Below are 10,083 nucleotides of genomic sequence, written 5' to 3' on the forward strand. Positions count from 1 at the left end.
TATAATAAAAAACAATATGTAATTATGTCTTAGATAACAATTCATACCTACCATTCTATCCCTATTGTTACATACAGGGAAAACTCATCACAAACAGCATCAAGGCTTACATGATATAATCTTTAAAAAGATAAAGTGAAACTTCAATCAGTGGGGGGTTTTTTAGGTATTCCCCCACAGATTGTTAGTTGAACCATTCGGGGTGTTAGCGTCCGTTACTCCCACTTAAACAACTTGCTTTTCTTATTGTTTTGAAGTGGGAGTCTTACGGACGGTTGCTCCGGGATAAAATAGTTCAAACGGATGGTGTTATTATGCATACGGAAAAAATCAAATACTTCATTGATCTAGTAGAATGTAGGAACTTTACCGAAACAGCGAGAAAAAACTACGTATCACAGACCACCATAAGTCAACAGATCGCTTCCCTAGAAAAAGAATTTGGGGTGAAATTAATCGATCGAAAAAAAATTCCTATTGAACCAACGCACGCTGGCTGGGTATTTTATGCAGAAGCTAACGTTCTTTGGAAACAATACTCGTATATGCAGAAAAAAATGAATCATGTCAAAAACGATCATCGCCATATATTAAATATTGAATATTCCACACTCACTGATATTCAAGGGGTGCTCTCATTTATTCCATCCTTTACTGATAATCATCCAACCGTTAAACCCGAGTTGAACAAAGTACCATTAAAAGATATTGCCGATTTTCTTGAAAAAGGACTTTATGATGTCGCCATTGCCGTCGATTCTGAATTCACTGGAAAAGAAAAAATAAAAACACACACGTTATATAGTGGTCATTATTGCGCAGTTGTTAGCCGCAATCACCCTTTGTTTCACCAAAAAATGATCACTAAAGAACAGCTCTATCAATACCCTTTGATCATGTTAAATGCGAATACGATCGGTAACTCATACTATCTCATGATTCAAAACGCGCTAGAAGACGGATATCAACCGAATATTGTAAGAACCTCTGAAGATGTGGAGACAGAATTATTTTATATCTTAACCGAAGACTTAATCGGTTTCCTTCCTGATAAATACTGTTTAAATTATCCAAAAGAGGAGGTTCGCTTCATTAAGATTAAAGATAGTCATCATATGTACCGGATTCAAGTTGGCTATTTAAAAGGTAATAGTAATCCAGCATTACAGCCATTTATCCAAGCACTTTACGATTCGTTTCCCCAATAGGTCATTCGATATATCTATTAGATTTTGTTCACTCTTTCACATAAAATAAAAGTGTAAATATTGTGAAGGAGTGAACAGATTATGGGTAAATTATTATTAACAGGTATTGATGGAAACTTAGGTGGACAAGCAGCAGAATATTTATTGAATATTGTCGATAACGATCAGGTGATCTTCTGTAGTTACAACCCTGAAGCTTTGAAACCTTATGCGGAAAAGGGTATTGAAACACGTGTTACAAATTTCAACAAAATGGATGGACTACAAGAAGCCTTTTCTGGAGCGGACAAACTAGTACTTATTTCTATGCCGTTCGTTGGAGAAAAACGTCAACAAGCACATAGAAATGTAGTCGATGCTGCTAAGGAAGCTGGAGTAAAACAAATTATTTATACGTCCCTTGTAAATGCTGGAGATGAGTCCAATCCGAGCGTTGAAAAAATTGATCATATTTACACAGAAGATTATATTAAAAGCGTTGGTTTAGATTATATTTTCCTCCGTAATTCCCAATATGCAGAGGCAATGATTACGAATTACTTCACTTATGTTAAAGGTGATGGCGTACTAAAAAACAGTCAAGGTGAAGGAAAAATGGCTTATATTTCACGGAAAGATTGTGCAAAAGCAGTTGCTTATGCCTTAGCATCAACAGATTATCAAAAAGCAACCTTAAACATTAACGGGTCTGAACTTATGACAATATCAGATTTTGTTGCGATAGGAAATAAAGTGACAGGAAACAACGTCACCTACAAAGAAATCACAGATGAAGAAAATTATCAGATTTTTGATGCGATGGGTGTTCCGCGAACGACAGATGGAAAGTTCAAGGATGGTTCAGAAGCGCCGTTTTCTTCTGAAGGTATGGTTACCTTCGCTCAAGCAATTCGTTTAGGTAAGATGGATGACTTTACTAAAGATTTTCAAAAGTTAACTGGCCAAGAACCGCTTACTGTCGAATATATGTTCTCTAATGCCGAAGAGTTTCAAGTTGGCGATCGTCATTCAATGGATGACTAGTTCATGCAGATAGAACGTAAATGATACTTGGCTTGGGAAGAACATTCTTAACTTTGCGGGGTGCTCTTCCCTATTCTTGCTTATCCCTCTAGTTCACCAATTCTCCCACTTGATCTCGCTAATCTCACGCTATCAGGATAGATAATTCTGTGTGAATTCTATTACAAAACTCGTATGATAATCATCTTTGTTCATTCAATATTCTTATCCCGGAGTAACGGACACTAGCACCCCGAATGGTTCAAAGGCCTTTAGGTCATCCTTTAGGGCTAACAATCAGTGGGGGAATACCTAAAAAACCCCCACTGATTGAAGTTTCACTTTATTATTGTTTTTACTCATACCAAGCTTTTAACGGTCTGTTTTTAGGGAAACCATTTTTTTCTCGATATACCTTTCTATCTTCTGTGAAATCGTACCATTGCTTATTACTCGTAGGGTTGTTCGCATAGTTAATCACACAACGAATTTGGTCTTCAACACAACTATCTGTCCATACACCTAATTGTTGTTCTAATTGGTCAAAAAGTTGAGCTCCATTTTTATCCTTAACTTCCGATAATGAAAAAAGATGCAATTTGAAAACCAACTTTTCAGCTAGCTTATATCCAATCGAAGGAACAGTTTGAAATTCAACCAGTCCTTTTAAAACTTTGGCTTTTCCTTGTGAAATGTTTAGCATTTGCGCTATTTCTTCAACATGATAAGAATCCATGTCACCTATTTTTACTTTCGCTTTTCTTAGTTTTACTTTTTCTTCCTGCGTTAATGGTAATTTGATGTTTGAACCCAAGACTTCTCCCCCCTTAGTCATAAGAAATGTTGTCCTTATCAATCAAAACGCTCAAGAAGTCTGTGATCAGTAAACTTAGTAATCTAAGTGTATCATATGTTTCTCTATTTCGATTGAACTCCTCTTTTATTATCCTATCATTTCTTGTATTTACTAATGCTGGGGGTTTTCTAAAACGTGAGATCACTGAAGATAATTGTTCAAATTTATTGTCCCTAGTTCATAAACATTCTAGTCCAAGTTGTCTTCTTCTATGACAATCAACTAAACTACTAATTGTCCAAAAGCATTTACCCATTACGAAGAAACTATGATAAACTCAAGACGAGTTGCGATAACCGAAAAACAGTCATTTTCTTGTACTGATGGAATAATTACTTAAGTTGAAATCTACAACAATCATACTTTGAATCCATAGAGACATGATAAACTAAAACTGTAGGCAGTGAGGGGTTTTTCGATCTTTCCCTTCTGATTGATAACTGAATCATTCGGGGGGCTAGCTTTTGTTACTCCTACTTTAAAAACTATGATCTTCTTGTTTTTTCATTAAAATTTGAGGGATATTATGAGAGCTGTTATAAGAAAAAGAAATGTTATAGGGGGAACAGTTAAATGTACAAGGCGATTATTGATAAAGATACTTACATTTCCATCCTAGAACCAAAGCACGCAGAGGAATTATATCATTTAGTGGATGGTAGTCGTGTGAATATAGGAGAATGGCTCTCCTTTCCTATGAAAAAAAACAAAGTTGAAGACGCTAAATTATTTATTGAAAAATCCCTAAAAAGACTATCCCAAAATAACGGATATTGGGCTGGTATTTGGCATAAAGGGAACATTGCTGGCTCGATAGGTTATTTGTTTATCGATTGGAGCGCAAGAAAAACTGAAATAGGATACTGGTTGGGTGATGATTTTATTGGAAAAGGGTTGGCTACCTTAGCTTGTAAACAACTCATTGACCACGCATTTAACGATTTGCGTTTGAAAAAAGTAGAAATCAATGTAGCAACTAAAAACTCAAAAAGTAAAGCAATCCCCGTAAGATTAGGCTTCAAGCAAGAAGGAATTATTCGCAACGATGAATACTTAAATGGGGAATATCACGACAGAGTAATTTATGGATTGTTAAATGAAGAGTGGGAAAAGGCATATTCGAAAATATAATTTTGTAGGATAAAAACGCTTAGAACATGCTCCAAGCGTTTTTATCTGCTATATTACTTGTTATTTTAAATGTCAATTATCGTGTTTTTTGCTGTAAGAATAACCATGAAAATTCATTTCTTCCCCACATTATCTGAACTCCTTCTTTATCGTAAAACAAGGAGTGGATGATCACGTCGATACTTCTAAGAAACTGTATCTGTATCTGCCAACTGAAACACATTATTTACCCACTGATTTGCTTTTTGATATGCTTCAAACACCATTGTTTTGTTTAGATTCAACGTTTCTGTTAATTGATCAACCTCTTCCCAATTCACCCACTCATAAGCCATAACGAGCTGAAAGATATCTCTCAAACTACTTGGTTCTCCCTTTAAGGTTGCCTCAATACAGCCATCTAAAGAAAGGTTGCCTAATATTTGATCCAACGACTGATGTAAAATGATTGGTAGTTGCGAGAAATATCCAACTAAAAAGGCCTCTTGTGTTAAGTGTGGGATCAACTGCTTTGCAAGGTTCTCACACATCTTGGCACGATAATAAGAACTTTTCACTAAGGAGTCTATACCAGGTTGCTGCGAATGTTGTAAAGACTCACGTAATGCTAGTACATACAACCACTTTTTTATCTCTTTTTGCCCTAACAACACAACTGCTTGATCAATCGATTTAATTCGCTCCATTCGTCGATAAGCGGGGGAATTAATTAATTTTAATAATTTATACGATAAGGATAAATCTTTTTTAATGGTATTAGAGATCTTTGATAAATCAATTTCTGTCTCATCAATTTGTTCGATTAGTTTAACGTAAGCTAAATAATAAGATGGGATCTCACGAGATTCCATCACCTTAGGCTTCATAAAGAAATATCCTTGAAACAACTGACAGCCTAATTGTTTGGCTTCTTCATAATCGTCGATTGTTTCAACCTTCTCAGCCACTAAAATAATGTTTGGATCGGTTAATTTTATAGCCCTTGCAAGTTCTCTTCTATGATTATTATCTGGGGTGCCCAAAAAATCAATTTTTATAAATGTCAAGTATTTAATCATGTCAGCTTCTTGCCATTTTGAAAACAACAGTGGTGTGACATCGTCTAAAGCTAGTCGATAACCACGATCTGAGAGAGATTGTATTTTCATTTTCATTGTTTCTGTTAACGGAGTATCCTCTAACAACTCAATCACAATATCTTCTGGCGAAAAATGGGTTGCTAATTCTTGGTTGATTAGATTTTCTGTAAAGTTAATAAACACAGTAGACGATCCTGCAAGTCGATCTATTCCAATATTAAGAAAGGCATTAATCATTACTTCAATGGTTGCTAAATCACCATTCCACTCTTCTGTTGTAGTTTTACTTCGATATAATAACTCATATCCATACAAAGATTGTGTCTGAGTCAAAATAGGTTGCTTAGCTATTAATACAGAACTCAAAAAAACACCACCCAACTAATTACTCATAATACTATCAAATATAACCATACATACTAATTATCGGCAAATTCCAGCATATTGTTAGGATATTTTTATAGAAAGTGCCTGTCACCGCCCGGTTTTTGTCGAGCTTCGACAAAAACCGAGCGGTGACAGGCACCACGAAGTTTGAATTTTATGATAGCGGGAAAGGGATAACTAAAGTGAATAATTACATCCCTTCATTGTTAAAGCGAAGTTTAGGGATGGGATTAAAACGAATGAGGGAGGTTTTCATGGGATAATCCTCATCTATGAAACAAAGATAGATAATCCTCATCTATGAAACAAAGATATAACGAATAGTTTGTTAGAAACGCCAAAATACGTTTACCTTAATAGCCGTTTTCTTGATTACTGTTTTTTATCAAAGGAAAGGAGAAAAAGTAATGAAACTACAAAATAAAGTTGCCTTAATTACTGGTGCTAGCTCGGGGATGGGAAGAGCACAAGCAAAACGTTTTGCTAAAGAAGGTGCGGACATCATTGCATTTGATGTCAATAAGGACGGACTTCAAGAATTAGAAGACCACTTTGATTCTTTAGATTCGAATTTTCTTGGACTTGAAGTAGACATTTCGGATGCTCAACAAGTGGAATCTGCTGTAGAAAAAGCGCTTGAACGCTTTAAATCAATCGATATCATCAGCAATACAGCTGGTATCCTTGATGACTTCTCTTCACTTGAAGATACGGATGAGGAGCTTTGGGATAGTGTCTTTAATGTTAATATTAAGGGGATCTATCTTGTCACAAAAGCCGTGTTACCTACCATGTTGAAAAACAAAAAAGGTACCATCGTTAATATTGCCTCTATTGCAGGATTTGTAGCTGGCGGTGGTGGTGCAGCCTATACATCAACGAAACATGCTGTTGTTGGTCTAACCAAACAACTCGCATACGACTATGGTCAAAAAGGAATCAAAGTGAATGCCATTGCACCTGGATACATTAATACAAGCATGACAGAAGATGTGGATCCATCTCTAACAGATGACCTCCCTGAACCAAGACCAGGAGAAGCAGAGGAAATCGCTGATCTCGCAGTCTTTCTTGCTTCAGAACAATCTGATTACATCCGTGGGGAAACAATTAAGATTGATGGCGGATGGACAACTGATTGATCAAAAATAACTACACCTTATTACTATCACCAAAAACAGAACGGTAGATAAAAAAAGCCTATCTAACTGAAAGACTGGTATTCACCTAAAATGGTGGGTACCAGTTTTTGTTTCCGCTTTTTATCTTTCTATAAAGTGAAACTTCAATTATTGGGGTTTTTAGGTATTCCCCCACTGATTGTTAGCCCTAAAGAATGACCTAACTAAAAACCTAGAACCATTCGGGTGCTAGCGTCCGTTACGCCCTCTTAAACAACAGTGTATTCTCGTTGTTTTGAAGTGGGAGTCTTATGGACGGTTGCTCCGGGATAAAGTGAAGTCTTAATTAGATAGAGGGGTTCGGTTATATTATTTCTTGAAGTTGATTATATTAACCTAGTATTATTTTTTCTTCCTTGGTTCTTATCGATTGGTACTTATAGATAAGAAAAAGAGAAAGCGTTTATGCTAATCTCAGCATAAACGCTTATCCCTTACCCCACTTAATTTCTAAAATTAAAGCTAATCTCATTATTACCTGATGTTACTCGATACGTTCGATTGTTTCCACTCTCCCAAACCACATTGCTTCCATCTCTTTTAATTGCTTTAAATGCAAACTCTGTGCCAACTGGTAAATACACAGTTGTACGCCAAGTTGGGTAGGAAGAACTATCAGCAACTACTGCCTCTTGCGGATTCCAGCTTCCGAGTTCAGGTATATCACCTACTATATAAACATTTTGCCCCCAATTCGTTGTCGCATTATGAATTGAAAAAGTGACCGGGACAAGTCCATTGGATGGGTCCCCTCCACCTTGATCATCACCGTCATATAGTACCGCTATACTCCCTCCACTAATCGTGCCTGTAATCCTACCATTGGTTACAGTAAATGTTTCATTACCACTTGCTCGGTTCGTATAGGTACCATCTGCGAGATTAGTTGTTGCATTTACTTGTGCACTACCGCCCAGATTTACGATTGTCATCCCTTTGTTTCCACGTTCAATTAGCATCACGTCATTACTTTGCGGTCTTAAATACTCACTTTCTCCGGACATAGCTTGTCGAAAATGATTTACGGCGACAATATCGGCGTGCTGCCACCAGTTATTCCCCGCTTGGCCTATTTGATTAGCAAATTTTCCACTACCGGCTGGCCTGTTAAAGTATAGCGGAGTAGATTCAGCTCGACTAGCAATCAAGGACCATCCCATTCTCAATTCCCACTCTGTCATAGCCGTTGACTCCTCAGAATCGTTGGCGTACGTATCATGGGACTCAACCCATGTAATAAGTTTATTAGGATCAATGTTCACCCCGTAGTTCTGCATCTCCCGTACGTTACGATTGCTTTGAAAACCAACCGAATGCCTTACACGATCCCCATAGGCAGACGGTGTTACTCCCATATAATCTGCATAGCTTGAAATACGATCCGCTCCACCCTGAAGGACTTCACCGTAAATAAAAAGATCATCACTATTATTTAACGAACCAAGTACACGGGGCCAAAAATTTGATCCACCCACATCGTCTGGCAATTCAATATGCTTAGCTGCATCAAAACGAAAACCACTTGCACCTAATGAGATTGCATCATTCAGAAAATCAATCACCATGTTTTGTAACTCTTGATTTGCTGTGTTTAGATCTGGCAATCCAATTCCCCAATGGGTCACTTGATAACGATTATTCCAATCTTCTACCCCTCTTGCTTCTCGCCAAAAATGAGGATTATTTAATAGCACTGGATCAACATTAGGGCTTGGTGTGTATTGCAAATCACCTCCACCTGCATTTGCAGTATGATTTGCAATCACATCCACTATAATATCAATACCATATTGCTCCGCCTCTTCACATAATCTCCGAAATGCCTCTCTATCACCTAATTGCGTGTTACCAATCTCAAAATTAATTGGTTGGTAAAGAATCCACCATTGACTTCCTGTCATCAAAGGTTCTTTGTTCCCTTGAATTGGCGAAGTTTGTATTTTGTTAAAACCTGCATCAGCAATGGCTTCAAGGTTCTGAATTATCGTGTCAAAAGACCAATTCCAAGCATGGAAAATCGTACTATCATCTGCTTCAGTCAAACTGTTAAGCGATACTGTTTCTAGTGGAGTATCATTCTTAGATTGCGCAAACGTTGGTGTCGAGAGATTCAGCCCATAACTGAAAAGAACGAAGATTAAAGCTATACAGGATAACAATTTAAAGTTCTTTTTCATTAGTCATTCTCCTTTTGGTAATTTTTATTGTACCTTTAAAAATCCTAATGAATCTGTAGCAGCAATGACCTTTCCTTCTCGATGCAGAGCGCTTGCACTTCCTTTAGTCACCTCCCATTCCTCGGTTAGTAAGCATGATAAAAGTTAAGATCTGTTGATCGTTGATTCTCTCATACTCATCACTTTATGCAAACGCTTTCATTTTTTGTGAAAAAAATATAGGTAGATAACATCTCCTTCCCTTTCATTAAATCGCATCCTACAATTTTTGTAAAGTTATTTTTTGAAAATAGTTCTATTTACCCTCTTAGAATCAAAAAATCAATCCCGAGTAACCGTCCGTATTCTTCCCTAGAATAATTGTTTCTATCACACTTGCAGTTCCCAATAAGAAATAATCTAGAAAAGTAAACTAGCACCTATTTTCACATCGATAGTTATAGTATAGTTATAGTATAGTTATAGTAAATAGAAATAATTGGAGGTTTAACTATGGTCGAAGAAAAAAATTGTTCGAGCTGTGGAAATCATACATTCGTTGAAGGAAAATTAGATGGCTATGCGAACGTACGACCAATTGATCGGATTTTTGCTGGGGGTTCTGGAATGATCGTTCGCTTTTGCAACCATTGTGGCGAAGTTGATTCAATCAAGGTAGAAAAACCACATAAATTTAAATAAAAAATCAATCATGGGGAAAAACAATAGTCAATTGAAATAGAACGGTTTTCTAGTGCAGGATGATTATATCAAAAAAAAAACATTTTTTCTGTACTCTTATTTCTATTTTTCCCCACAATTTATTAGGTGCCTGAAGAAGCAATGATTGTGAAAGAAAAGATTTATAATTTATCGAATGAATTGAATAGTCCCATTCTTCCTGTTTGTTACAACTATACGTTCACTTCTTTATTTTGAGATTTTTTCCTTAGTATGTTGGCGAGGGAAAAGCAATTCTCCTTCTCCCCACGCCTGTTTAATAACGTTTTTGAAACACACTTTCCATAAAAACAAATGATATAACTTCCCTATCAACAGAAGATCATTCGACAAAAACCGGGT

At 36.6% G+C, this 10,083-nt stretch carries 8 protein-coding genes; 5 read left to right on the top strand and 3 right to left on the bottom strand.

Annotation, left to right across the window (positions count from 1 at the left end):
- The first annotated feature begins 314 nt into the window (after positions 1-314).
- Together OWO01_RS15400 and OWO01_RS15405 are read left to right on the top strand one after the other, a co-directional pair.
- Entirely contained in the window at positions 315-1,208 is an 894-nt protein-coding gene (locus OWO01_RS15400) for a LysR family transcriptional regulator (RefSeq protein WP_268781372.1), read from the top strand.
- Between the two features lie 81 nt (positions 1,209-1,289).
- Positions 1,290-2,231 carry an NAD(P)H-binding protein gene (locus OWO01_RS15405; protein WP_268781373.1) on the top strand — a complete coding sequence of 314 codons (942 nt, stop codon included), beginning with the start codon at positions 1,290-1,292 and terminating at the stop codon, positions 2,229-2,231.
- A 334-nt stretch (positions 2,232-2,565) separates the two neighbouring features.
- On the opposite strand, the gene OWO01_RS15410 is transcribed toward OWO01_RS15405, so the two are convergent.
- The gene (locus OWO01_RS15410) at positions 2,566-3,024 is read right to left on the bottom strand and encodes a helix-hairpin-helix domain-containing protein (RefSeq protein WP_268781374.1); all 459 of its coding nucleotides are present in this window, start codon (positions 3,022-3,024) and stop codon (positions 2,566-2,568) included.
- A 615-nt stretch (positions 3,025-3,639) separates the two neighbouring features.
- On the opposite strand from OWO01_RS15410, the gene OWO01_RS15415 reads away from it, so the two are divergent.
- Complete coding sequence (locus OWO01_RS15415) at positions 3,640-4,197, top strand: GNAT family N-acetyltransferase (RefSeq protein ID WP_268781375.1); 558 nt, start codon at positions 3,640-3,642, stop codon at positions 4,195-4,197.
- A gap of 185 nt (positions 4,198-4,382) precedes the next feature.
- Here the strand turns inward: OWO01_RS15415 and OWO01_RS15420 are convergent, their stop codons facing one another.
- Positions 4,383-5,642, bottom strand: a complete 1,260-nt coding sequence (locus OWO01_RS15420; protein WP_268781376.1) for an EAL and HDOD domain-containing protein — start codon at positions 5,640-5,642, stop codon at positions 4,383-4,385.
- Between the two features lie 428 nt (positions 5,643-6,070).
- On the opposite strand from OWO01_RS15420, the gene OWO01_RS15425 reads away from it, so the two are divergent.
- The gene (locus OWO01_RS15425; RefSeq protein WP_268781377.1) at positions 6,071-6,805 is read left to right on the top strand and encodes an SDR family NAD(P)-dependent oxidoreductase; all 735 of its coding nucleotides are present in this window, start codon (positions 6,071-6,073) and stop codon (positions 6,803-6,805) included.
- A 482-nt stretch (positions 6,806-7,287) separates the two neighbouring features.
- Here OWO01_RS15425 and OWO01_RS15430 read toward each other — a convergent pair whose 3' ends face one another.
- Entirely contained in the window at positions 7,288-9,021 is a 1,734-nt protein-coding gene (locus OWO01_RS15430; protein WP_268781378.1) for a carbohydrate-binding module family 20 domain-containing protein, read from the bottom strand.
- Between the two features lie 492 nt (positions 9,022-9,513).
- Between OWO01_RS15430 and OWO01_RS15435 the strand changes: the two genes are divergently transcribed.
- Entirely contained in the window at positions 9,514-9,702 is a 189-nt protein-coding gene (locus tag OWO01_RS15435; RefSeq protein WP_268781379.1) for a hypothetical protein, read from the top strand.
- Positions 9,703-10,083: the final 381 nt, after the last annotated feature.

The sequence above is a fragment of the Natronobacillus azotifigens genome (genome assembly GCF_026805325.1).
GTDB lineage: Bacteria > Bacillota > Bacilli > Bacillales > Amphibacillaceae > Natronobacillus > Natronobacillus azotifigens.

Bases quoted from the DNA above. Each gene is read 5' to 3' on its own strand.
- OWO01_RS15430 (WP_268781378.1), bottom strand. From the start codon at position 9,021: ATGAAAAAGAACTTTAAATTGTTATCCTGTATAGCTTTAATCTTCGTT.
- OWO01_RS15405 (WP_268781373.1), top strand. From the start codon at position 1,290: ATGGGTAAATTATTATTAACAGGTATTGATGGAAACTTAGGTGGACAA.
- OWO01_RS15435 (WP_268781379.1), top strand. From the start codon at position 9,514: ATGGTCGAAGAAAAAAATTGTTCGAGCTGTGGAAATCATACATTCGTT.
- OWO01_RS15425 (WP_268781377.1), top strand. From the start codon at position 6,071: ATGAAACTACAAAATAAAGTTGCCTTAATTACTGGTGCTAGCTCGGGG.
- OWO01_RS15400 (WP_268781372.1), top strand. From the start codon at position 315: ATGCATACGGAAAAAATCAAATACTTCATTGATCTAGTAGAATGTAGG.
- OWO01_RS15415 (WP_268781375.1), top strand. From the start codon at position 3,640: ATGTACAAGGCGATTATTGATAAAGATACTTACATTTCCATCCTAGAA.